The 23316-nt window shown below is 62.3% G+C and carries 23 protein-coding genes and 1 pseudogene; 13 read left to right on the top strand and 11 right to left on the bottom strand.

Annotated elements, in window-relative coordinates; genetic code table 11:
• Position 1 precedes the first annotated feature (1 nt).
• From AC2FNJ_RS09095 to radC, 8 genes are read left to right on the top strand one after another with little or no spacing between them, the layout of a single operon-like run.
• Positions 2 to 772 carry a thiazole synthase gene (locus AC2FNJ_RS09095; protein ID WP_496763909.1) on the top strand — a complete coding sequence of 257 codons (771 nt, stop codon included), beginning with the start codon at positions 2 to 4 and terminating at the stop codon, positions 770 to 772.
• The gene (locus AC2FNJ_RS09090; protein WP_496763908.1) at positions 769 to 1365 is read left to right on the top strand and encodes a thiamine phosphate synthase; all 597 of its coding nucleotides are present in this window, start codon (positions 769 to 771) and stop codon (positions 1363 to 1365) included. Before AC2FNJ_RS09095 ends, AC2FNJ_RS09090 begins: the two co-directional genes overlap by 4 nt.
• The gene (locus AC2FNJ_RS09085) at positions 1362 to 2327 is read left to right on the top strand and encodes a HesA/MoeB/ThiF family protein (protein WP_496763954.1); all 966 of its coding nucleotides are present in this window, start codon (positions 1362 to 1364) and stop codon (positions 2325 to 2327) included. Before AC2FNJ_RS09090 ends, AC2FNJ_RS09085 begins: the two co-directional genes overlap by 4 nt.
• Before the next feature lie 19 nt (positions 2328 to 2346).
• Positions 2347 to 3282 carry an ABC transporter substrate-binding protein gene (locus AC2FNJ_RS09080; RefSeq protein ID WP_496763907.1) on the top strand — a complete coding sequence of 312 codons (936 nt, stop codon included), beginning with the start codon at positions 2347 to 2349 and terminating at the stop codon, positions 3280 to 3282.
• The gene (gene tenA, locus AC2FNJ_RS09075) at positions 3279 to 4001 is read left to right on the top strand and encodes a thiaminase II (RefSeq protein WP_496763906.1); all 723 of its coding nucleotides are present in this window, start codon (positions 3279 to 3281) and stop codon (positions 3999 to 4001) included. Before AC2FNJ_RS09080 ends, tenA begins: the two co-directional genes overlap by 4 nt.
• Complete coding sequence (locus AC2FNJ_RS09070; RefSeq protein ID WP_496763905.1) at positions 3998 to 4726, top strand: ABC transporter ATP-binding protein; 729 nt, start codon at positions 3998 to 4000, stop codon at positions 4724 to 4726. The genes tenA and AC2FNJ_RS09070 overlap by 4 nt, the downstream gene beginning before the upstream one ends.
• The gene (locus AC2FNJ_RS09065) at positions 4723 to 5457 is read left to right on the top strand and encodes an ABC transporter permease (RefSeq protein ID WP_496763904.1); all 735 of its coding nucleotides are present in this window, start codon (positions 4723 to 4725) and stop codon (positions 5455 to 5457) included. Before AC2FNJ_RS09070 ends, AC2FNJ_RS09065 begins: the two co-directional genes overlap by 4 nt.
• A 35-nt stretch (positions 5458 to 5492) precedes the next feature.
• Entirely contained in the window at positions 5493 to 6248 is a 756-nt protein-coding gene (gene radC, locus AC2FNJ_RS09060) for a RadC family protein (protein ID WP_496763903.1), read from the top strand.
• 19 nt (positions 6249 to 6267) lie between these two features.
• On the opposite strand, the gene AC2FNJ_RS09055 is transcribed toward radC, so the two are convergent.
• From AC2FNJ_RS09055 to secA, 3 genes are all read right to left on the bottom strand, one after another.
• A complete protein-coding gene (locus tag AC2FNJ_RS09055) occupies positions 6268 to 7827 on the bottom strand; it encodes a substrate-binding domain-containing protein (protein ID WP_496763902.1) in 1560 nt (519 codons plus the stop codon).
• Positions 7828 to 7850: 23 nt separating this feature from the next.
• Positions 7851 to 8768, bottom strand: coding sequence for a hypothetical protein (locus AC2FNJ_RS09050; protein ID WP_496763901.1), 918 nt, complete (start codon positions 8766 to 8768; stop codon positions 7851 to 7853).
• A 126-nt stretch (positions 8769 to 8894) separates the two neighbouring features.
• Positions 8895 to 11600 carry a preprotein translocase subunit SecA gene (gene secA / locus AC2FNJ_RS09045; protein ID WP_496763900.1) on the bottom strand — a complete coding sequence of 902 codons (2706 nt, stop codon included), beginning with the start codon at positions 11598 to 11600 and terminating at the stop codon, positions 8895 to 8897.
• A gap of 175 nt (positions 11601 to 11775) precedes the next feature.
• Between secA and AC2FNJ_RS09040 the strand changes: the two genes are divergently transcribed.
• The 4 genes from AC2FNJ_RS09040 to AC2FNJ_RS09025 all read left to right on the top strand — a co-directional run bounded on the left by AC2FNJ_RS09040 (position 11776) and on the right by AC2FNJ_RS09025 (position 14562).
• Positions 11776 to 12627 carry a foldase protein PrsA gene (locus AC2FNJ_RS09040; RefSeq protein ID WP_496763899.1) on the top strand — a complete coding sequence of 284 codons (852 nt, stop codon included), beginning with the start codon at positions 11776 to 11778 and terminating at the stop codon, positions 12625 to 12627.
• A gap of 6 nt (positions 12628 to 12633) precedes the next feature.
• Positions 12634 to 13860, top strand: a complete 1227-nt coding sequence (gene argJ, locus AC2FNJ_RS09035; protein WP_496763898.1) for a bifunctional glutamate N-acetyltransferase/amino-acid acetyltransferase ArgJ — start codon at positions 12634 to 12636, stop codon at positions 13858 to 13860.
• Positions 13857 to 14255, top strand: a complete 399-nt coding sequence (mutT, locus tag AC2FNJ_RS09030) for an 8-oxo-dGTP diphosphatase MutT (protein WP_496763897.1) — start codon at positions 13857 to 13859, stop codon at positions 14253 to 14255. The genes argJ and mutT overlap by 4 nt, the downstream gene beginning before the upstream one ends.
• A 142-nt stretch (positions 14256 to 14397) precedes the next feature.
• Positions 14398 to 14562 (top strand): hypothetical protein, encoded by a 165-nt coding sequence (locus AC2FNJ_RS09025; RefSeq protein ID WP_496763896.1) that lies wholly within the window; start codon positions 14398 to 14400, stop codon positions 14560 to 14562.
• Between the two features lie 79 nt (positions 14563 to 14641).
• On the opposite strand, the gene infB is transcribed toward AC2FNJ_RS09025, so the two are convergent.
• The 8 genes from infB to pip form a co-directional block, all read right to left on the bottom strand.
• Complete coding sequence (gene infB / locus AC2FNJ_RS09020; protein WP_496763895.1) at positions 14642 to 17128, bottom strand: translation initiation factor IF-2; 2487 nt, start codon at positions 17126 to 17128, stop codon at positions 14642 to 14644.
• An 8-nt stretch (positions 17129 to 17136) separates the two neighbouring features.
• On the bottom strand, positions 17137 to 17760 hold the full coding sequence (locus AC2FNJ_RS09015; protein ID WP_496763894.1) for an RNA-binding protein: 624 nt from the start codon (positions 17758 to 17760) through the stop codon (positions 17137 to 17139).
• Between the two features lie 22 nt (positions 17761 to 17782).
• Positions 17783 to 19402, bottom strand: a complete 1620-nt coding sequence (nusA, locus tag AC2FNJ_RS09010) for a transcription termination factor NusA (protein WP_496763893.1) — start codon at positions 19400 to 19402, stop codon at positions 17783 to 17785.
• The gene (rimP, locus tag AC2FNJ_RS09005) at positions 19402 to 19992 is read right to left on the bottom strand and encodes a ribosome maturation factor RimP (protein WP_496763892.1); all 591 of its coding nucleotides are present in this window, start codon (positions 19990 to 19992) and stop codon (positions 19402 to 19404) included. The genes nusA and rimP overlap by 1 nt, the downstream gene beginning before the upstream one ends.
• A 152-nt stretch (positions 19993 to 20144) precedes the next feature.
• Positions 20145 to 20315, bottom strand: coding sequence for a hypothetical protein (locus tag AC2FNJ_RS09000; RefSeq protein WP_496763891.1), 171 nt, complete (start codon positions 20313 to 20315; stop codon positions 20145 to 20147).
• An 11-nt stretch (positions 20316 to 20326) separates the two neighbouring features.
• Positions 20327 to 21244 (bottom strand): hypothetical protein, encoded by a 918-nt coding sequence (locus AC2FNJ_RS08995; protein ID WP_496763890.1) that lies wholly within the window; start codon positions 21242 to 21244, stop codon positions 20327 to 20329.
• 93 nt (positions 21245 to 21337) lie between these two features.
• Positions 21338 to 22159: an ABC transporter substrate-binding protein gene (locus AC2FNJ_RS08990; protein ID WP_496763889.1), complete on the bottom strand. Its 822-nt coding sequence runs from the start codon at positions 22157 to 22159 to the stop codon at positions 21338 to 21340.
• A complete protein-coding gene (gene pip, locus AC2FNJ_RS08985) occupies positions 22156 to 23133 on the bottom strand; it encodes a prolyl aminopeptidase (protein ID WP_496763888.1) in 978 nt (325 codons plus the stop codon). The genes AC2FNJ_RS08990 and pip overlap by 4 nt, the downstream gene beginning before the upstream one ends.
• A 49-nt stretch (positions 23134 to 23182) precedes the next feature.
• Here pip and AC2FNJ_RS08980 point away from each other — a divergent pair.
• Positions 23183 to 23316, top strand: a pseudogene (locus AC2FNJ_RS08980) (bifunctional 2-polyprenyl-6-hydroxyphenol methylase/3-demethylubiquinol 3-O-methyltransferase UbiG); the annotation flags it as partial.

The raw sequence follows: 23316 nt of genomic DNA, 5'->3' as shown, positions 1-23316 counted from the left end.
GATGCGGACATTCTATGGCGTCGAACTGTCCAACCCGCTAATGCTGGGAACAGCGCAATATCCCAGTCCGGCCATTCTGGAGCAGGCGTTCCGCCAAAGCGGCGCGAGTGTCGCCACGGTTTCGCTGCGACGTGAAGGGGCGGGCGGCTCAGGACAGGCGTTTTGGTCCATGATCCGCGATCTGGGAGTCCGCGTCCTGCCCAACACCGCCGGATGCCACACGGTCAAAGAGGCCGTGACCACCGCGCATATGGCGCGCGAGGTGTTCGATACGCCGTGGATCAAGCTGGAACTCATCGGACATACCGACAGCCTGCAACCCGACGTCTTTCAGTTGGTCGAGGCTGCCCGGATCCTGTCCAATGACGGCTTCCAGGTTTTTCCCTACACGACCGAAGATCTGATCGTAGCCGAACGACTGCTGGCGGCCGGCTGCGAAGTGCTCATGCCCTGGGGCGCTCCCATTGGCTCGGGACGCGGGTTGATCAACGAATATGCCCTGCGAGCCCTGCGCGCCGCTTTTCCGGATGTCCCGCTGGTCGTCGATGCCGGGATCGGCTTGCCCAGCCATGCGGCGCGCGCGATGGAACTGGGCTTTGACGCGGTGCTGCTCAACACCGCCGTGGCCCGCGCCGGTGACCCGGTCGGAATGGCCCGGGCCATGGCCTTGGCCGTCGAGGCAGGAAAAGCGGCGCATCAGGCCGACCCGATCGAGGCGCGCGACATGGCGGCGCCATCGACGCCGGTCATCGGAAAGGCGTTCCTGTCATGACGCTGGACAGATTCTATCCCATATTCGACCATCCGGACTGGCTGCGCCGGATGCTGCCCTTGGGCGTGAAGCTCGTGCAATTGCGGATCAAGGAGCAGCCTGCGGCGGTCATTCGCGCGCATGTCACCGCCTCGCGCGACCTGTGTAGGCAGCATGGTGCGGTGCTTGTCGTCAACGACCATTGGCAGGCGGCCATCGATTCAGGGGTGGAGTGGGTACACCTTGGTCAGGAAGATCTGGACGCCGCGGACATCCCGGCAATCCGGAAAGCGGGTCTGAAACTGGGTGTTTCGACCCATGACGACGACGAGTTGGAGCGTGCCCTGGCGCTGGATCCGGACTATGTGGCGCTTGGTCCGGTCTATCCGACCATCCTGAAGAAGATGAAATGGCACCAACAGGGCCTGCCCCGCGTGACCGAATGGAAGCGGCGCATCGGTTCGGTTCCACTGGTGGCGATTGGCGGCATGAGTGTCGCGCGCGCGCCGGAGGTCTTCGCGGCGGGGGCGGATGTCGTTTCGGTCGTCACCGACATCACTCTGAATACCGACCCCGAACGGCGTGTGCGGCAATGGATCGGGCTGACGCGATGACCCGCTATGCCCGTCAGATGATCCTGCCCGAGGTAGGCCCTCAAGGCCAGGCGCGGCTTGCGGCTGCGCGGGTTCTGGTCGTGGGCGCGGGCGGATTGGCCGCGCCGGTTCTTCCGCTGCTGGCGGGGGCCGGCATCGGGCATCTGACGATTGTCGATGGGGATACGGTCGAGCTTTCGAATCTGCACCGTCAAACCCTGTTCACCGAGCAGGACTGCGGCCGGCCCAAGGCGATCACGGCTGCGGCGCGGTGCCGTGCGATCAACGCGGATGTCACCGCAGAAGCGTGCGTTCAGCTTCTGAACCCGGAAAACGCTCCGGTGCTCGTGCGCGAGGCGGATCTCGTACTGGACTGTGCCGACAGTTATGCGGCGAGCTATCTGCTCAGCGATACCTGCCTTGCGCAGGGCAGACCGCTGATCAGCGCCTCGGTGCTGGGGCTGTCGGGATATGTGGGCGGGTTCTGCGGAACGGCCCCTTCGCTGCGCGCGGTATTTCCGGATGCGCCTGCCAGCATGGCCAGCTGTGCATCGGCAGGCGTTTTGGGACCGGTCGTGTCAATGATCGGTGCGCTACAGGCGCAGATGGCGCTGGGCGTGTTGCTGGGGCTTAATCCGAGCCCGCTGGGGCAAGTGGTGCGCTTCGATGCCAAGTCCCTGCACAGCAACAGTTTTCGCTTTGATTCGGCGCCGGAGCCTGAGCGCGGGTTTGCGTTTGCCGCGCGGTCTCAACTGTGCGACGCGGACGCCATATTCGAGTTGCGCGACGCGGAAGAAGCGCCGGTGCCGTTCCACCCGCGCGCCCGCCGGATTGCGTCCGGGCAACTTCCCGATCCGCTGCCCGATACCGGCACCCGGCTTGTACTGTGCTGCGCCTCCGGTTTGCGGGCGTGGAGAACGGCAGAGAAAATTCAGGAAACCTGGCCGGGCGAGATCGTTCTCGTCGCGGCCGCAACGGCATGACCAGAAGGAAACGCGACTCATGAAGAAACTATTTATTGCACTGGCCTTGCTGGCTGCAACGCCGGCCATGGCCACCGACAAGATGACCCTGCTGCTGGACTGGTTCATCAACCCGGATCACGGCCCCATCATCATCGCGGAGCAGAACGGGTATTTCGACGAACAGGGGCTCGAGATCGAAATCGTGCCACCCGCCGACCCTTCAGCACCGCCGCGTCTGGTGGCCGCGGGTCAGGCGGATCTGGCGGTGTCCTATCAGCCGCAGCTGCATCTTCAGATCCATGAAGGCCTGCCTCTGAAACGGGTGGGGACGCTTGTGGCGACGCCGCTCAATTGCCTGCTGGTTCTCAAGGACGGTCCGATCAAGACCTTGGCGGATCTCAAGGGCAAGAAGATCGGATTCTCGGTCGCCGGTGTAGAAGAGGCGATTCTGACCGCGATGCTGGGTGCGCACGGCATTTCGCTGGACGATATCGAGATGATCAACGTCAACTTCTCCCTGTCGCCGGCGCTGATGTCGGGCCAGGTGGACGCGGTGATCGGCGCATTCCGGAACTTCGAGTTGAACCAGATGGATATCGAAGGTGTTCCAGGCCGCTGCTTCTACATCGAGGAAGAAGGCGTACCGCCCTATGACGAACTGATCTATGTCGCGAATCCGGAAACCATGGATGCCGACAAGATCGCCCGCTTTCTCGCCGCCACCGAAAAGGCCACACAGTTCATCGTCAATCACCCGGTCGAAAGCTGGGAGATCTTCGCCGCAACCTCGACCGAGTTGCAGGATGAGCTGAACAAACGCGCCTGGACCGATACCCTGTCGCGCTTTGCGCTGCGTCCCGCTGCTTTTGACGCGGGCCGCTATGCCCGGTTCGAGACGTTTCTCAAGGACGCTGGCCTGATCGACAGCATAAATCCGGTTGGGGCCATCGCCGTGGATGTGACCGCGAAATGAACACTCTGGACCAAGCCGCACGCTTTGAACGGCCGAGCGATCCGGTGGCGGGCTATGGCCGGGCGTTCGGCCTGTTGCGTGCGACGACGGGCGCGGCGTGGCGGGACTATACCCATCATGCCTTCGTCGAGGGCATGAAGGATGGAACGCTGCCGCGCGCGGCGTTCCTGCATTACCTTCGGCAGGACTACGTTTTCCTGACCCACTTCTCGCGGGCCTGGGCTCTGGCGGTGGTGAAATCCGAAACGCATGAGGAAATGCTGGCGGCGGCACGCACCGTGAACGGCCTTGTCAGCGAGGAAATGAAGCTGCATATCGCGATCTGCGAAGCAGCGGGGATACCCCGCGACGAGCTGTTCGCAACTCCCGAAAGGCCGGAAAACCTTGCCTACACGCGATATGTGCTGGAGGCGGGGTACAGTGGCGATCTGCTGGACCTGCTTTGCGCCTTGGCGCCCTGCGTGATGGGCTATGGCGAAATCGGCGTTCGCTTGGCAGGTGAGGCAACTTCAGACACATATCGCGACTGGATCAAGACCTATGCCGGGGAGGACTACCAGTCTGCTTGCCGGGCCGTGGGCGAGATGCTCGATGCGGCTCTGACGCGCCGGATCGGGACCGAGTTCGCGGTTTCGCCGCGCTGGCCGCGCCTCTGCGCGACCTTTCGGACGGCTACGGCGTTGGAAGTGCAGTTCTGGCAGATGGGCCTGACTCCGTGACATCCGCACCCGGCATCACTGTCCAGGGCCATGCCACCATCGACGGCGCACCGCTCTTTGCGCCGCTGTCGTTGTCTTTGGAAGCCGGGCGCTGGACCTGCCTGCTTGGGGGTTCGGGTGTCGGAAAATCCACTGTTCTTCGGCTGATTGCCGGTCTTCAGACCGGGGCGGAGTTCGTTGGAACGGTGACGGCAAGCGACGGGGCGCAGGTGATCCCGCGCGTGGCCTACATGGCACAGGACGATCTGTTGCTGCCTTGGGCGAGCGTCCGCCGAAACATCGCCCTCGGCGCGCGCTTGCGTGGGGAAAGGACGGATGAGTCCCGTCTGGACCACCTTTTGGCCAGGGTGCGTCTGACCGAACATGCCAGCAAGAAGCCCGACGAGCTTTCCGGCGGCCAGCGGCAGCGCGTTGCGCTGGCGCGGACGTTGATGGAGGACAAACCGGTCATCCTGCTGGACGAACCCTTTTCGGCGCTCGATGCGCGAACCCGCGCGGACATGCAGGATCTGGCGGTCGAACTGCTCGACGGGCGGACGGTTCTGCTGGTAACGCACGATCCGGGCGAAGCCGCCCGTTTGGGCCATTCCATCGTGGTGATGTCCCATGACGGGCTAACGAGTTGTCAGCCTCCGTCACACCGCCCCCCGCGCCAGGTGGACGACCTTGAAACCTTGGCGACGCAGGGCGCGTTGTTGCGTCTGCTGCGCGAGGAGGTGGCATGAGATACCTTGCCGCGCTCGGCGCAACGCTATTCGCGCTCGGCCTGTGGCAGCTGATCGTCAGCCTGACGGGATTGCCGCGGTTCATCCTGCCCGGGCCATTTGTTGTCGCCGAAGCCTGGTGGGACAACAGGTGGGTAATCGCGGAACACACGATCATCACCGCACAAGAGGTTCTGATCGGCTTGGCCCTAGGCGCCCTTCTGGGGGCCGCGACCGCGCTGCAACTGGCGACTTCCCGGATCGCGCGGGCCTTGGTGCAGCCGATGCTTGTGTTCACTCAGGCCCTGCCGGTATTCGCCCTGGCGCCGATCCTGACGCTCTGGCTGGGTTATGGGCTGTGGTCCAAGGTCGCGATGGCGGTGCTGATCATCTATTTTCCCGTCACGTCCTCGTTCTTTGACGGTTTGATGCGGACGCCGCAGGGCTATCTGGATCTGGCCCAGACCATGCAGGCCAACCGGCGGGCGATCCTGTGGCACATCCGGATACCTGCGGCGCTGCCATCGCTGGCCTCGGGCCTGCGTCTGGCAGCGGTCTATGCGCCGATCGGCGCGGTGATTGGCGAATGGGTCGGATCATCGCAGGGTCTGGGGTATCTGATGCTGCTGGCCAACGGGCGAGCCAAGACGGATCTGATGTTTGCGGCCATGCTGACTCTCGGCGTCTTTTCGGTGTTGCTGCATTTCGCGATGCGCAAGGCGACGGCCCGCATGGCCGGAGAGCGGCGTTAACCACCCGGAAACCGATTCGGCCGCAGGGTCGGAGCATGAGATCCGATGCGTTTTCCGAAGCTCCCACGCTCTTTGATGCGGACGAAGCGGTTGCGGCGCCGCTGCCTTCGGGGCGGTTGCCCTCGTATATCAAGGATCACCGCAAGCGACTGCGCGAAAGGTTCATGGCAGGCGGTGCCGCGGCCATGCCGGACTACGAATTGCTGGAATTGGTGCTGTTCCGCGCGATCCCGCGCCAGGATGTGAAACCCTTGGCGCGGCGGTTGATGGATACGTTCGGCGATTTCAACCGCATACTCACCGCTCCGGTCGAAAGGTTGCGCGCGGTCAAGGGCGTCGGGGAAAGCGTGATCACCGACCTGAAGATTCTCGAAGCGTGCGCCCATCGCATGGCGCGGGCCAGAGTCATGCAGCGCCATGTGATCTCCAGTTGGGATGCGCTGCTCGATTATTGCCATACGACCATGGCCCACCGCGAGACCGAGCAGTTCCGGGTCTTTTTCCTGGACCGCAAGAACGTGCTGATCGCGGATGAAGAACAGGCGCGGGGAACGGTCGATCACGTTCCGGTCTACCCGCGCGAGGTTGCAAAGCGCGCCCTGGAGTTGAATGCGTCGGCGCTGATCCTGGTGCACAATCACCCGTCCGGTGATCCCACGCCGTCGCAATCGGACATCGACATGACCCGCCAGATCGAGAACGCCTGTTCCGCGCTGGGGCTGACTCTGCACGATCATCTGATCATCGGGAAATCGGCGGAACTGAGTTTTCGTTCCGAAGGCTATCTTTGACCAATAGTTGCGGGTCCGGTCAGCGGACCCATACTTCGACCCGGCGGTTTACCTGACGGCCCCAGTCGCTGTCGTCGCAGGCCATTGGCAGGGCCTCGCCAAAGCCTTCGACACTGATTTCGACGCTGTCGGGAAGACCGGTTTCGATAGCCGACAGGACTTCGTCGCGGACCGCTTCGGCGCGTTTTCGGGCGATCGCTGCATTTCCGGTGGCCGGACCTTCGCCGTCGCTGAATCCGACAAAGGCCAGGTGGCGGGCGTCGTAGTCGCCGGTTTCCAGAGCACGGGCCAGTTGCAAGACGTTCGAGCGGGATTGCGCATCTGGCCGCGCCGACCCGGCCTCGAAACGGAACGAGGTGGTCAGGCGTGCCATCGGTTTCAACGTCGCGATCAGACGCTGCATTTCGGCCAGACCGACCTCCTGGCCCGCCGAGGCGATGGCGTTCGCCAGGCGGTCTCCTTGAGCGCCGATCCCTATCAACTCCGGAGTCTGGTCCACGAAACCCGCCCGCCTTATGACGATCTGGGCGGCCGGGCTGCGGCTGTAGACCAGAAAATCCCTTGCAATCTTGGGCAGACGCCGCGCCGGAAGGTACAGAAACATCGGCGCGGTCAGCGGATAATCCTCGGTCTTGATGGTCCAGCGCGAGGCCGACAGGGAAAACCCACACTCGCCGGTGAGCGTCAGCGCGCGCGCAGGTCTTGTCTCGGCAAAGCTGGCAATGCCGATCCCGAAGGGATCGGCCGCCACGGCGCGCGCCAACTGGCTGGTTCGGCCATGGCGCGTGACATTGGCGGCAACGGGCAGGCCGGCCGGCTTGAGCAAACGGTCCTCGACGGCTTGCGACAGTCCGGAGCCGGAATGGGGCAGATGCAGCGCGACAGGCGCGTCCGGGCCGCCCAGATCCGCCCAGTTGGTGATCTGGCCGGCAAAAACCTGTGCAAGCTGCGGCAAAGAAATGGTTTGAACCGGGTTTGCGGACGACACTACAGGAACCATCGCGTCCAGGGCCAGCACGCGGCTGCGGTTGGGTTCGGTCATGTCACCCATTCCGGCCTCGTGCAACAACTGCCGTTCTTCGGGCCGGATTTCGCGCAGGGCCATCACGATATCCGCCTCATGCGCCAGAAGGTCGGCGAAACCCTCGTCGGTATTGCCGACCCGAAACGTGAACCGCGCCAGAGGTGCCGAGCTGCGCGTCTGGTAAAGGCTGTAGACAAAGTGCCGTTCGTCATGCGTTTCGCGCCGGGTCTGAAACCCGTGCCGCAGGGCAAATCCTTCGACGAGCGCCGGCAGCAGGACTTCGGCCATCGTCGAGGAGCCGGCGAATGTGATCTCGGCGACGTACTCGGTCAGATTCGGGCAAGCGGGGCCGTCGCAAGTCACGCCCGACCCGTCCACGGTCAGTTCGCCGAATTGCGTGTCCACCCGATAGAACTCGCCGTCAAAGCTCAGAAACGTGCCCGAGATTTCAACCTTGCCATCGCGCGATGTCAGGGTGATGTCCTGCGCCAGGGCCGAACCGATCGGGACAAGAGCGGAAAGTGCGGCGATTGCCGCCGCACGGAGCCAGTTCATGCGAAACCTGATGTTGCCTGCGTCTACCTGGCGGCGATTTTCAGGTCTTGGAACAGATTATTCAACACCAGAAATTCACCGACAGATGCACAATCCGGCATCGGCAGCACCAGATCGCGCGAGCGCAGCGCATTGTCCCGCAGAATGAAGGATTGCGCGTTTGCCGGCCGGCCGCAATTGGCCTCGGTCACTTCCGCCTCGACCGTCACTTCGATGGTGCCGCTCTTGTCCACGGATCGGGACGGGAAGGAGTAGATTTCGACCATTTGTGCGCCGGGTACGTCCTCGTTGCCAAGGTGCACGACCTGGCCCAAGCCCTTGGCACCTTGGTCGGCCCATACATGACCTTCCTCGCCATAGCTTGCGCCAAACTCCAGGGCGTGGATCTGAAACCGGGTCTTTCCGCGCCATTGCAGTGCGATCCGGTCATAGGCCTGCAGGCCCTGAACAAGCGTCGAGGCGACCGCGCCCTTGTTGTCATCGAAGGCCACGATGAAGACGGCCCTTTCGGACAGCACGGGTATGGTCAGGGCCAGCCGGCCATCGGCATCCATCGACTCGGTCAGCATGAGCCCGTTGTGATGGATGGTGACGCGCTGATCCTTGTGACACGGGGCCTCGACCGAAAGGCGGACGCTGGCCATCGGCGCGGCCTCGGCCGTTGCCTCGACCTTGCAGTTCACGTGAGTGGCGCGCGTGACCGCACCCGGCGCGGCCCGTGCGGGTTCTTCGGGCGCAGTGACCTTTTTGGACTGTTCGGATTGCACCGAGGTCAGGGTCACTTTCTTGAGCCCGGGGATCGTGATCGGCTGCGCGCCGGTTGCCTCGAACGGCAGCAGGGACGCGGATTGCGTCGCACCCTCGGAGGCATAGTCCCGCTCGGCGCTTTTTTGCATGAAGTAGCCGGTCGCCAGCGCACAGCTGACGGTTCCGCCTATCATCAATATCCGTCTCCAAAGCTCCATTGGACATCCCCTTCGTTTCCGGAGCGAAGACAAAGGTCGTAAACAAAGACGGCCAATATGTGGCCGCCCTTGGGAGTGTTTTTGTCTCTTTGAAGGCGTCGTTCAGATCAGCCGTCCGTGGCAGTGTTTGAACTTCTTTCCCGAACCGCAGGGACATCTGTCATTGCGTGACGGGTTGCCCCAGGTCGTTGGATCGTCCTCGACGAAACCGGGACGGGCATCGCCCGAGGCAGCGGCTTCGGCCACCGCTTCGGCCCGTTCGCCGGCCTGTTGCAGTTGCGCCTGTTGCGCCGCCATCTGCGCCAGCATCTGCCGCTGTTCTTCCTCGGTAAGTGGCCGGATTCGCGACAATTGCTGCGTCACGGTCTCGCGCAAGCCGTCGAGCATGGATTCGAACAGTTGAAAGGCTTCGTTCTTGTATTCGTTAAGCGGATCGCGCTGGGCATAGCCGCGGAACCCGACCACCGAACGCAGGTGTTCAAGAGTCAGAAGATGTTCGCGCCATTTGGTGTCGATGGTTTGCAGCAAGACCTGCTTTTCGATGTTGCGCATGTTCTCGGGGCCGAAATCAACGGCCTTCTTGGCCATCATCTCATCGGCCGCCTTGATCAACCGCTCACGGATTTCGTCGTCATCCACGCCGTCTTCGGCCGCCCAGTCCTGAACCGGAACGTCCACGCCCAGCTTGTCGATCACGGCTGCATGCAGCCCGTCGGTGTCCCATTGGTCGGCATAGGTCTTGGGCGGCATGTAGTGGTCGATCAGGTCGTCGATGACCTGTTCGCGCATGTCCGACACGATCTCGGACAGGTCTTCGGCCGACATGATCTCGCGGCGTTGGCTGAAGATCACCTTGCGCTGGTCGTTCATCACATCGTCGAACTTCAGCACGTTCTTTCGCATGTCAAAGTTGCGGCCCTCGACCTTGGCCTGCGCGCGTTCGAGCGACTTGTTGACCCAAGGGTGCACGATGGCTTCGCCTTCCTGCATGCCCAAGGTTGTCAGAACCTTGTCCAGCCGCTCGGACCCGAAGATGCGCATCAGATCGTCTTCGAGGCTCAGGTGGAACACCGTGCGCCCCGGATCGCCCTGACGGCCGGAACGGCCCCGCAGCTGGTTGTCGATGCGGCGGCTTTCATGCCGTTCCGAGGCCATGACGAACAGGCCCCCGGCCTCGATCACCTTTTGCTTTTCCTCGGCATGGTGCGCTTCTTCGGCGGCGCGCAGTTCGGCAGGGTCGGCATCGGGGTTCTCGGCGATCGCGGCGAGCACCTTCAACTCGACATTGCCGCCCAGCTGAATGTCCGTCCCGCGGCCGGCCATGTTGGTGGCGATGGTCACGGCCCCAAGCCGGCCGGCCTCGGCCACGATCTGCGCTTCCTTTTCGTGCTGGCGCGCGTTCAGAACATTGTGCTCGATGCCTTCCTTGGTCAGCATCTGGCTCAGCATCTCGGACTTTTCGATCGAGGTGGTGCCGACCAGCACCGGCTGGCCCTTTTCGTTCGCCTTCTTGATCTCCTTGATCATCGCCGCGTATTTCTCGGCGGTCGTGCGATAAACCTGGTCGTCCTCGTCCAGACGGGCAATCGGCATGTTGGTCGGCACTTCGACCACGCCGAGACCGTAGATCTCGCGGAATTCCTCGGCTTCTGTCAACGCTGTGCCGGTCATGCCCGACAGCTTGTCGTAGAGACGGAAGTAGTTCTGGAACGTCACGCTGGCCAGCGTCACGTTTTCAGGCTGGATCTGCACGCCTTCCTTGGCCTCGATCGCCTGGTGCAGCCCGTCCGACAGTCGCCGCCCCGGCATCATGCGGCCCGTGAATTCGTCGATCAGCACCACGTTGCCATCGCGCACGATATAGTCCTTGTCGCGCTGGAACAGTTTGTGCGCACGCAGTCCCTGATTGACGTGGTGCACGATGGTCGTGCTTTCCGGATCATAGAGCGAGTGCCCCTCAGGCAGCAGATTGCGCTCCAGCAGCAACTGCTCCAGAAACTCGTTGCCCTCGTCGGTGAAGGTCACGTTGCGGGACTTTTCGTCCAGCGAATAGTGGTCGTCCTGAAGCGACGGGATCAGTTCGTCGATGGCGGTGTAGAGGTCGGACCGGTCCTGCGACGGCCCCGAGATGATCAGCGGCGTGCGTGCCTCGTCGATCAGGATCGAGTCGACCTCGTCCACGATGGCGAAATTGTGGTGCTTTTGATAGACCTCGTTCAGGTCCGCCTTCATGTTGTCGCGCAGATAGTCAAAGCCCAGTTCGTTGTTGGTGGCATAGGTCACGTCGCTGGAATAGGCCGCCATCTTTTCGGCGTCGGGTTGACCGGACCAGATCACGCCCGTGGTCATGCCGACGGTGCCAAAAACCTTGCCCATCCATTCGGCGTCCCGCTTGGCAAGGTATTCGTTGACCGTGACGATGTGCACGCCCTTGCCGGTCAGCGCGTTGAGATAGGCCGGAAAGGTCGCGACCAGCGTCTTGCCTTCACCGGTCTTCATTTCCGAGATGTTGCCCTGATGCAGGAAGATGCCGCCCAGCAGCTGCACGTCAAAGGCCCGCAGACCCAGGGCGCGCTTGGCGGCTTCGCGCACGTTGGCGAAGGCTTCGGGCAACAGATCGTCCAGGCTTTCGCCGTCCAGCGCACGCTTGCGCAACTCTTCGGTTTTCTCTTTCAGCGCGTCATCCGACAGCTTTTCATACTCGGGCTCCAGCGCATTGATCTTTTCGACCAGCGGGCGGGTCGCCTTGATCTTGCGGTCATTCGGCGTCCCGAACACCTTTTTGGCGAGCGTTCCGAGTCCCAGCATGTTCACTCCAGCGGATCTGTTCTTGTCGAGGTTGCGACAGGCTTGCCCGCCCTGCGCGCAACCCATAGATACGGGGAGTGAAAGGCGGTCCTGTCCAAGGCTTCAAGCGATGTAAGCGGCGGGCCAAAGAGTGTCAACGCCGCGCCCGGTCGCGGCAAGAGAATAGGATGATTCCATGCCCAAAGGCCTCACAATTCTGCCATCGCTGGCGCTTGCCGCAGTCCTGGCCATGCCGCTGGCAGCCGAACCCAAGGCCGACGCCGATACGGTGGTGGCTGTCGTCAATGGCGACGAGATCACGCTGGGGCACATGATCATCGCCCGTGCGACCCTGCCGCGCCAGTATCAGGAGCTTGACGACAAGGTTCTGTATGACGCGATCCTGGACCAGCTGGTGCAGCAGACTCTGCTGAAGCAGGCGCAGGGCGGCGCCGTGCCCAAGCACGTGGCGCTGGCGCTGGAGAACGAAACCCGCTCATTGCTGGCGGCGGAAACCATCGAGGACATCTCGGAGGAGGCGCTGACGGACGACGCGATTCGGTCCGCCTATGACGAACAGTATGGCGACGGCTTCGGCGGCGACGAATACAACGCTTCCCACATCCTCGTGGAGACCGAAGAGGAGGCCAAGGCCATCAAGGCCGATCTGGATGCCGGGGCCGATTTCGCGGAAACCGCCAAGGAAAAATCGACCGGCCCGTCCGGGCCGAACGGCGGTGAACTGGGTTGGTTCGGCGCTGGCGCGATGGTGCCCGAATTCGAACAGGCGGTGGTTGCACTGGAAAAGGGCCAGATCTCCGAACCGGTGCAGACCCAGTTCGGTTGGCACATCGTGATCCTGAACGACAAGCGGCAGGCCAAGGCGCCCGAGTTCGAACAGGTGCGTGGCGAGATTGCCTCGAAGATCCAACAGGATGCGATCCAGGCGCGACTCGACACCCTCACCGATGCGGCCCAGATCGAACGCCCTCAGCTGGAAGGTGTGGGTCCGGAAATCCTGCGTCAGTTGGACCTCGTTCAGGAGTAAGGCGGCATGGCCAAGATCACCAAGGTCTCGCCGCTGGCCCCGGCCGGATTTCCCGATCTGCCGCCCATCGCGGGTGTGCGGTTTGCCTCGATCGCGGCGGGGGTTCGGTATCAAGGGCGCACGGATGTCATGTTGGCCGTCATGGATTCGGGCACCTCGGTGGCTGGCGTGTTCACACGGTCCGCGACCCGCGCGGCGCCGGTTCTGGATTGCCAGAACAAGATTGGCGGCGACAGCACCGGCCCGGCTGCGATTCTGGTGAATTCCGGCAATGCCAACGCGTTTACGGGGCATCGCGGGCAGGAATCGGTTGCGGCAGTGACACAGGCCGTGTCGGACGCGACAGGTGTACCGGCCTCGCGCGTGTTCACATCCTCGACCGGCGTCATTGGTGAGCCGCTGCCGCACGAACGTATCGTGGCGAAACTGGACGAGCTCAACGCGGCGCTGCGGCCGGATGCGCTGAAAGAGGCGGCCGAAGCCATCATGACCACCGACACCTTTCCAAAAGGTGCCAGCGCAGGAGTGGATCTGGATGGCAAGCCCGTTTCGATTGCCGGAATCGCCAAGGGATCGGGGATGATTGCCCCGGATATGGCGACGATGCTTGTCTACGTCTTCACCGATGCCAAGGTTGAACACGCCGAGTTGCAACGGCAGCTGAGCGAAATCACGGAGCGCACGTTCAACTGCATCACCGTGGACAGCGACACGTCCACCTCTGACAGCCTGTTGTTGTGTGCAACTGGCGCATCCGGTGTTGACGCGAGCGGCAGTGTCGCATTCGCGCGCGCGCTGGAGGCGGTGATGCTGGACCTGGCGCAGCAGGTCGTGAAAGACGGTGAGGGTGCGACCAAATTCGTCGAGATCCGCGTGACCGGTGCAGCCTCGGACGCCGATGCCAAGGTGCATGGGCTGTCCATCGCCAACTCGCCGCTGGTCAAGACTGCGATTGCCGGAGAAGACCCGAACTGGGGCCGAATCGTGATGGCGATCGGGAAATCCGGCGCGGCCGCGGACCGGGATCGGCTGAGCATTTCCTTCGGCGATATCCTGGTTGCCGAAAAGGGTTGGGTCAACCCGACCTATCGCGAGGCAGACGCCGCCGCGTATATGAAGGGGCAGGAATTGGTGATTGCCGTCGATCTGGGCCTGGGCCAGGGCAAGGCCACGATCTGGACCTGCGACCTGACCCATGGATATATCGAGATCAACGCGGATTACAGGTCGTGAAGACGGTTCTCGTCTCAGCCGTCGCCTTGATTGACGTGGACGGCCGGGTGCTGCTGGCGCAGCGGCCCGAGGGCAAGTCGTTGGCCGGGTTGTGGGAGTTTCCGGGTGGCAAGGTCGAAGCCGGTGAAACGCCGGAGACGGCTTTGATCCGAGAGCTTGAGGAAGAGCTCGGGATCAACACATGGGCGTCATGTCTTGCCCCGCTGACCTTTGCCAGCCACAACTATGACGACTTTCACTTGCTGATGCCGCTGTTCGCCTGCCGCAAATGGGAGGGCATTGCGCAATCGCGCGAGGGGCAGAACCTCAAATGGGTTCGCGCCAATGAACTGCGCGATTATCCGATGCCGCCGGCGGACATTCCCTTGATCCCGATCTTGCGAGAATGGTTGTAAAAAGCGCGGCCGCGCAAACGGAAGCTGCATACCAAGAGTGTGGCCGCTTTGGAATTAATCCTTCGCTCAAAGAATTAATTACAAAACTGCTTGTGTTTAGAGTATGATCGCAGCTGTCCGATTTTGTGGGGGAGGGGCGAACATGCTTCGAACCATTACTATTGGCAGTTGCGTATTCGTGCAGGGAACATTCGTCCGGTTATTGGCTGACGGGCGTATCGCGGTGCGGGATGGGAAGAAACTGTTTTTCGGTCGCCCCGTCCTTTCGGCGAAAACGAAAGAGAAAACCGGCACCACTCAGGATTGATCTGGCGGTCATGCGACCGGCCCAGAAAGCAAACGGCGGCCCGATTTGGACCGCCGCTTGGGATTCATCGGGCAAAGCCTCAGTCAAGAGTTCGCGTAACTTCCTCGCGCTCGAAAATCTCGATCACGTCGCCTGCGCGAATGTCGTCGTAGTTTTCGAACGCCATACCGCATTCCTGACCTGACTGCACTTCGGCCACTTCGTCCTTGAAACGTTTCAGGGTCTTCAGCGTGCCCTCGTGGATCACCACGTTGTCGCGCAGCAGCCGGACGCCGGCCGAGCGGCGGGCAACGCCCTCGGTGACAAGGCAGCCGGCCACCTTGCCGACGCCCGAGACCTTGAAGACTTCCTTGATCTCGGCATAGCCGATGAACTTTTCGCGGATCTCTGCGCTCAGCAGGCCGGATGCGGCGGCTTTCACGTCATCCACCAGATCGTAGATCACCGAGTAGTATCGGATTTCCACACCCTTCTGGTTCGCCGTGTTCCGGGCCGAGGCATTGGCCCGAACATTGAAGCCAAAGACCGGGGCGCCCGAGGCTTCGGCCAGGCCGATATCGGTTTCGGTGATCGCGCCGACGCCCGAATGCAAGACCCTGACGCGCACCTCGTCATTGCCGATCTTTTCCATCGCCTGCACGATGGCCTCGGCCGAGCCCTGCACGTCAGCTTTGACCAGAATCGGCAGTTCGGCCACGTTCTCGTCTTCCTTGGCCTTCTGCATGAGCTGTTCGAGGGTGGTCGCCGCGCCCGCGGCCGCACGTTTGTCCTTGGCGACCTGAGCGCGGTACTCCGCGATCTCGCGGGCCTGCGCCTCGGTGTCGGTGACGTTCAGAACGTCACCGGCCTCGGGTGTGCCATTGAGGCCAAGAACCTCGACGGGCACCGACGGGCCGGCCTCCTTGACGCGCTCGCCCTTGTCGTTGATCAGCGCGCGGACCTTGCCGTACTGCTCGCCCACGACAAAGATGTCGCCCTGGTGCAGGGTGCCGTTCTGCACCAGCACCGTCGCCACCGGGCCACGGCCCACGTCAAGCTGCGCTTCGATCACGGCGCCTTGCGCGGCGCGGTTCGGGTTTGCCTTGAGCTCCAGGATCTCGGCCTGCAGCGCGATGGCTTCCAGCAGGTCGTCCAGACCCTGGCCGGTCATCGCCGAAACCTCGACATCCTGAACGTCGCCGGACATCTTTTCGACGATCACCTCGTGCTGGAGCAGGTCGGTGCGCACCTTGTCCGGGTTGGCCTCGGGCTTGTCGATCTTGTTGATCGCCACGATCATCGGCACGTTGGCGGCCTTGGCATGGTTGATGGCCTCGATCGTCTGGGGCATCACGGCATCGTCGGCAGCCACGACCAGCACCACGATATCCGTCACTTGCGCACCGCGCGAACGCATCGAGGTAAAGGCGGCGTGGCCCGGCGTATCCAGGAAGGTCAGCGTCACGCCATCCTTGGTCTGGACCTGATAGGCGCCGATATGCTGCGTGATGCCGCCCGCTTCGCCCGCGACCACCTTGGTGTTTCGGATCGCGTCCAGCAGCGACGTCTTGCCGTGATCGACGTGACCCATGATGGTTATGACCGGCGGACGCGGCAGAAGATCTTCTTCCTTGTCCTCGATTTCCTTGATCACGTCCTCGACATCCGCGTCCGAGACGCGCACCACGTTGTGGCCGAATTCCTGAATGATCAGTTCGGCGGTGTCGGCGTCGATGGTCTGGTTCTGGGTGACCATCATGCCCATCTTCATCAGTTCCTTGACCACATCGGCCACGCGTTCGGCCATGCGGTTGGCCAGTTCCGAAACCATGATCGCTTCGGGCAACTGAACGTCTCGGATCACCTTTTCCCGTTCCACCGGGCCGCCCATGGCCTTCTGACGCGCGCGTTCCTGTTTGCGCTTCATCGCGGCCATCGAGCGTTGGCGTCCGCCTTCACCGCCAGACAGCGCCTGGTTGAGCGTCAGCTTGCCGGACCGGCGACCATCCTCGCGTCCCTTGCCGCGCGACGGACGCTGTTCGCGCTCGCGCTCGGTCTTGCGTTGCGAGTCGGGTGCGGCGGGCTTGCTGGGGGTGGCCTTGGCCTTGGGCGCTTCCTTGGCGACTGCGGCCTCAGCCGCGGCGCGCTGTTCGGCCACCTCGGCTTCTTGGCGCTTGCGTTCTTCTTCCTCGGCTTTCTGGCGCGCCTTTTCCTCGGCCTCGCGTTGTTCGCGCTCCTTGGCTTCCTGTTCGGCGCGGCGGCGGGCTCGCTCCTCTTCGCGTGCCTTTTCCTCGGCCTCGCGCTGGGCCGCCTCTGCGGCCTCGCGCGCCTTGGCAGCCTGCAAGGCTTTCAGGCGGCGCTCCATTTCGGCATCCGAGATCCCGGCAGGGCGGCGCGAAGGGTCGCTGGACGGCGTGGCGGTGCCGGCGGCGGGTTTGGACGCACCCGGCTTGGGAACCACCACGCGCTTGCGTTTGGTCTCCACCACGACATTCTTGGTCCGTCCGTGGCTGAAACTCTGTTTCACGTTTCCGGGACGAGCGCCCCCACGAAGGCCCAATGTCTTTTTGCCATCACTATCGCTCATAAAGCTACTTACCCTTCCGAGCGGCCCTTGCCGCCGTCATCCGTTTTGCGCAAGCCACGCAGGCGCTGCGCTTCCTCTACAACACGTTTGGCGAGTCCACCAGAGGACAGCGCCGCATGTATCACTGTTTGGCGGCCAAATGCCATGCCCAATTCATCCGCGGTGAGCCAGCCGATATATTTGCCAAAATGCGGCGTGCTCAGTTTCGATTTGCCCCGGCCCGACCCGTCGGCAGCCTGGATCAGCACCTGCGCCTGTTCCTTGTCGAGCCAGGTCTTGACCTTTTCGTACCCCGCCACCGCGTCGCCGGATTTGCGCGCCATGCTGATGAGCTCGACCACGCGGCGCGACAACAGGTCTTCGACCTGGTCGATCAGGGTTTCAGACGCCGTCACCGGCGCTTTCAGCCCACGGGCGAACAGGTTCTTCTTGATCGCCCGCTCCAGCGATGCGCGGTCGGCGGCGACATAGACGCCGCGCCCCGGCAGCTTGGCGGCGATATCCGGATACACCTGACCGTCCGGGCCTGCCACAAAGCGGATCAACCCATATTTAGGGTGAATATCGCCTGTGGCGATGCATTTCCGTTCGGGCGCTTCCGAACGATCCTTGTGGACGCCGCCGCGACCCATGGCCGTCTCCCGGAGCCTCGGTTCAGGCTCCGGCCTCCTCTTCCGACGGTTCCTGATCGCCGTCTTCGGCCTGGGCTTCCAGATCGGCCGGATCGACCCAGCCCAGCATGATGCGCGCGGTCATCACAAGATCCTGCGCCTCTTCAAGAGAAACGTCGAACGGTTCGAGAATGCCGTCGTCCTTGACGCGCTGCCCGTCAACGGTTGTCCAGCCGCCGGCCAGTTCCCAGTCGGCGCAGGTGGCGAAGTCTTCCAGCGTCTTCACGCCGTCCTTTGCCAGAGCCTCTACCATCTGGGGTGTCAGCCCCTCGAATTCAATGAGGCTGTCCTCGACACCCATCGCGCGGGCGTTGTCCAGCGCGGCCTTCGCTTGCGCTTCCAGGAAATCGCGCGCGCGGGCCTGCAATTCGTTGGCGGTGTCTTCGTCAACCCCGTCGATCACCAGCAATTCGTCGAGTTCGACATAGGCCACTTCTTCGAGGTTGGTGAACCCTTCCGACACCAGAAGCTGTGCAAAGAACTCGTCCAGATCCAGGCTTTCCATGAACAGCTGGGTCCGGGCTTCGAACTCCTTCTGACGGCGGGCAGATTCCTCGGCCTCGGTCATGATGTCGATATCCAGGCCGGTCAACTGGCTGGCCAGGCGCACGTTCTGACCGCGGCGGCCGATGGCGAGCGACAGCTGATCTTCGGGCACGACGACCTCGATCTTGCCGGCTTCTTCGTCCAGAACCACCTTGGAAACCTCGGCCGGTTGCAGCGCGTTCACCAGGAAGGTCGGTTGATCCTCGTTCCAGGGGATGATGTCGATCTTTTCGCCCTGCAGCTCGTTCACAACGGCCTGCACGCGGCTGCCGCGCATGCCGACGCAGGCGCCCACCGGGTCGATCGAGTTGTCATAGGAGATCACGGCGATCTTGGCGCGCGAACCGGGATCGCGGGCGACGGCCTTGACCTCGATGATGCCGTCATAGATCTCCGGCACCTCCATCTTGAACAGTTCCGCCATGAATTCCGGTGCGGTGCGGCTCAGGAAGATCTGCGGGCCACGCTGTTCGCGGCGCACGTCCTTGATGTAGCAGCGGATGCGATCATTGGGTCGATAGCTTTCGCGACCGATCTTTTCGTTGCGACGCAGAATCGCTTCGCCCGCGCCCACATCGACGATGACGTTGCCGTACTCCTCGCGTTTGACGACGCCGTTGATAATTGTGCCGGCACGGTCCTTGAATTCTTCGTACTGACGATCCCGTTCGGCCTCGCGAACCTTCTGCAGGATGACCTGCTTGGCCGACTGCGCGGCGATCCGGCCCATTTCGACCGGGGGCACTTCTTCGACGAAGGTATCGCCGACCTTGGGATCTTCCATGTACTGACGTGCCTGCTCGACGGTCATTTCCGCCTGATAGTTCTCCAATGCATCATCTTCGACAACGGTGCGCACGCGGGTAAAGGTCGCCTTGCCGGTCTTGCGGTCGATGGACACGCGAATGTCCATTTCGGCTCCGTACCGGCTCTTGGCGGCGCGGGCGAGCGATTCCTCCATCGCCTCGACCACCAGCGCCGGATCGATCATCTTTTCGCGGGCCACGGCTTCGGCCGTTTGCAACAGCTCCAGCTGGTTTGCAGAAGTGATTGCCATCAGTTTCTCTCCTCTTCGGACCCTTCGGTCACGATCTCGTCGAATACGTTTTCGTTCAACGCGCCGCTTGCCTTGCGTTGACGCAGCATTTCCTTGATCAGGTCATCGGTCAGCACCAGTTTGGCGTCACTGAGCCAGTCGAATTTCAGACCGATGGTGATCGTTTCATCCCCCTGCGGAATGTTGATCAGCACCTCGTCACCTTCGACGCCGGCCAATTGGCCCTTGAACCGGCGGCGCCCGTCGATCAGCTCGGATGTCTCGAGCTTGGCTTCGTAGCCCTCGAACATCTCGAAATCCTTGATCCGGGTCAGGGGCCGGTCGATACCGGGGCTCGACACTTCCAGCACATAGGCGTCGAGGATAGGATCCTCGACATCCAGGGACGCGCTGACCGCGTTGGAGATCTCGGCGCAGTCGTCCACTTCGATCCCGCCCTCCGGCTTGTCGGCCATGATCTGCAGGGTGGTCTGCTTGCCGCTCATGAGCCGGATTCGCACCAATTCATACCCCATGTCTTCGATGACGGGGGTCACGATTTCAGCCAGTCGCCTGTCGATCGCAGCCTTCGCTATCAGGTCGTTTGCCATAGGATCCAAACACAAAAAAACGGGCCCGCGGCCCGTCGATCATTTCCGGTGGAGCCCCGAGCCTTTGGCCCGACGCGCCGCTGTTGCAAGGCCATATAGCGAGCGGGCCGCGGGATTGCAAGTCCGCTCGCACCTGAGGCGCAAGAAAGGCGTCACTCGGAAAGCACCCACTCTCCATCGATGCAAACATAAGGGCCGACGCGCGCCCCGTCGTCATAGACCACGCCGTCAAAAATACATTCCCGGCCTTGCGCTTGTGCCGTTGCAGTCAGCGCAAGCGACCAAGCCAGGACCAAGACGCAGGCCATGATGATCGTTCGCATTTCGGCCTCCATTATTCCACGGCAGCCGCGAATCGCGCCGGTTGCGTGTTGCGCGGATAGACAATGAGTGACAACGTCCCGCGCCCGAGCAATTGCTCGGATTCGGCCACCCGCGGTGGGAAAAGCTGATCGAAGGCCGCCTGATTCAGCCCCAACTTGACCTGTGAGCCGGAGAGAAACTCGAACGGTGTCCTCGCGGTGCAGGAGTGAAACACCGGGTCTTGCCGCACAATGAACTGGCGCATGATGTTCGAAGCATTTCCCGAGGACTTGACCAGAACGGTGATACCGCGTTGCAGGAAACTGTCCGGACAGGTGTAGACCAGGGGCTTTTCCGTTTCGGAAGTCTCACGCAGCAAAACGCCTTCGGCGACGATCTCGTGCTTGAACGGGCTGAACACAGTCTCCTGCTGAATGAAGTTCGTGTACAGGGTCGCGAACAGCTGGCTGTCATCGTTGGGCTCGTCCCTGAGCCCGTCATATAGGTCGGCAATGGCGTTCCACATCCGTGAGTCCGCCCCGCGCAAGGTTCCGGGCAGCGCGAACGGACCTTCGAGATTGTAGAGCACGTTCCGCAGATGCGGCGACAGGGGATCGTCCTTGTCCAGGCCCCGGATCGCATCCGCCAGCGCGACATCTTCGATATTGTAGTAGCCACGCGCCGCAAGCGCAGACGCAAGGGCGCGTTTCTCGGTCTGTTTTCTGGCACGATCCTCGCCGGTGTCCTGCTCACCGATTTCCAGCGCGTCCAGCCCCTTGCCGATGAGTTCGGTCAAAGATTGTCCCTGTTTCGCGGCAAATTCGATTGACCCGTCCTTGCTGACCTTGACGGTGACATCGTTTCCCTGATCCAGCGCGAAGACGGCCACATAAGCCAGGACAAGGGCCAATAGTACAATAGTAACATTCTTGACAGTTTCCATTTTCATGGGAGCGCCCCCTTGGAAATCGCTACTCAAATGAAATAAGTGTAGACTATATCACAATTTTGAGCAGACTTAAAGGCGGGGCGTTCGCCTCGATCAGGCCAACCACCACCGTTCGGCAATCCGGCTGTCATCCAGTTTTGCGCGCTGCCCGACCTGTTTGGGCATACCGACCGTCGGCGCTACCGCCAGGGTCATGTCGGACTCGGAAGGGTGAAACCGCAGCCCGCGCCGTTTCCCGAGGTCGTCCGGTGAAGGCTCGGCGGCGATATCGACAAATCCGTCCCTCAAGGCTTCGGCCCGAACGCGGGCATCGGGGATCACGATGATCTCGATCGCATCGGCCCAGCCGCACGTACCTTGCTTGTAGTGGTCGGCGACCCTGCGCCCCAGGAAATGCCGCCCGTCCTGCGCCCGCTCGACCCGATAGCAGCCCGTGCCGTTGGCCTGGTGAAGCGGGGTGACGTTCTGGCCTGCGCGTGTCACCGCAAATCCTGCATCCGCCAGCAAGAAGGGGAGGCTCGGATTCGATGCAGCCAGTTCCAGATGCACCCGCTCGGCTGCCAAGGCCTCGGCCCGACCCAGTTCGGCCAGCACGGCAACCACGTCATTGACGTGAAGCGGCACGCCATCGTGAAACCTGACATCCGCGCGCAAGTCGAAGGTCCAAACCCGTGCATCGGCGTCGGTCTGCCAGCCACCCGCAAGCTCGCCGCGCAATGTTCCGTCAGGCGCAATCTCGGTCAACGTGTCGAAGACGGCGCCGCGCGCGACCTGTTCAAGGCTGTCGTCGCGTGGGACTGCCAGACGCAGAACACCGCCTTTTTTCGGTGTGTCCGCCAGTGACACGCCGGATGCGGCCAGCAAGGCAGCGGCGGCACCGGAAGCAAATAGGGCGCGGCGATCGATCCGGGTCATGCGACACCCTCCGCGATGCCGTCCATGATGCGGACGAGTTCGGCGCTGATCCCGGGTTCCGACAGGGCGTGACCGGCATTCCGGATCAGCTTCAGCTCGGCATTCGGCCATGCTTCACCGAGTTTCCAGGCAGAAACCGGCGGGCAGATCATGTCATAACGCCCCTGAACGATGTGACCGGGAATATGAGCGATCCTGTCCATGTTGGCCAGAATCTGACCGTCGCTTTCCAGAAAACCGTGGTTGAGAAAATAGTGGTTCTCAAGCCGGGCAAAGGCGCGTGCGTAGTCGCCCGGGCTTTCGCCGGTCGAACCGTTGCTGTGGATCGAAGCCAGTGCGTTTTCCCAATTCGACCACGCACGGCCATAGAGGATCTCGGTGGCACGATCACCGGAAAACAATCGCTTGTGATAGGCCCGTATCGGGTCATGCTGTTCATGGTCCGGCAACAGCGACAGGAACTTGACCCAGGGTTCGGGCCAGAACTTTCCAGCGCCACCGCCGTAGAACCAATCCAGCTCGGCTTGGGTCATCAGGAACACGCCCCGCAGGACCAGCCGGGTGACGCGATCGGGATGGGTCTGCGCATAGACCAGCGCAAGGGTGGCCCCCCAGCTGCCGCCGAATGCAATCCAGGTGTCGATGTCCAACGCGCGCCGGATACGCTCGATATCCGCGACCAGATGCCAGGTCGTGTTGTTTTCGACCGACGCGTGGGGCCGTGACCGGCCGCATCCCCTCTGATCGAAGAGAATCACCCGGTATATGAGCGGATCGAAATACCGGCGCATCGCCGGGCTGCATCCGCCGCCCGGTCCGCCATGCAACACGACGACCGGTATCCCCTTGGGATTGCCGCATTGTTCGACGTAGATGCGATGGCCGTCGCCGACATCCAGCATCCGCTGATCGAAAGGGTCGGTCGGCGGGTACAGGTATTGAACTGCGCGCTTTTGGTCCGGGTACTTGTCCATTATGGCCCTATATAGTCCTCAACGGTAAAAAGAGCATACGGAGACCAGAATGCAAGCGCATCCGAATACGGTGGACCCGTCGGAGATCGCGAAATTCGAGGCGATGGCGGCGGAATGGTGGGATCCTCATGGCAAATTCAAACCGCTCCACATGCTCAACCCGTGCCGGCTGGACTATATCAC

The sequence above is a fragment of the Ruegeria sp. BHSB196 genome (genome assembly GCF_059613135.1).
The sequence above is the reverse complement of the archived record's forward strand: the minus strand, read 5'-3'. Positions and strand labels throughout refer to the sequence as shown.